Annotated in this window: 1 protein-coding gene; it reads left to right on the top strand. The window is 60.9% G+C overall.

Translation table 11 applies throughout. The features are described from left to right. A partial coding sequence (locus tag ACTHSL_RS13825) for a bifunctional ornithine acetyltransferase/N-acetylglutamate synthase (RefSeq protein ID WP_440381735.1) occupies positions 1 to 261 on the top strand: 261 nt, incomplete at both ends.

Below are 261 nucleotides of genomic sequence, written 5' to 3'. Positions count from 1 at the left end.
CTCCAGCTGATGACGCAGGAAATCGCCGACGACACCTTCAACCGCATCACCGTGGACGGCGACACCAGCACCAACGACAGCTTCGTCATCATCGCCACCGGCAAAAACGGCCAACGCGAAATCGACAACATCGCCGACCCGCGCTACAAACAGCTCACAGACCTGCTCTGCGGCCTCGCCCTCGAACTCGCCCAAGCCATCGTCCGCGACGGCGTAGGCGCGACCAAATTCCTTACCATCGAAGTCTGCAACGCCGAAAGC

The organism is Neisseria sp. P0008.S010, assembly GCF_051962715.1.
Classification (GTDB): domain Bacteria; phylum Pseudomonadota; class Gammaproteobacteria; order Burkholderiales; family Neisseriaceae; genus Neisseria; species Neisseria elongata.
The sequence above is the reverse complement of the archived record's forward strand: the minus strand, read 5'-3'. Positions and strand labels throughout refer to the sequence as shown.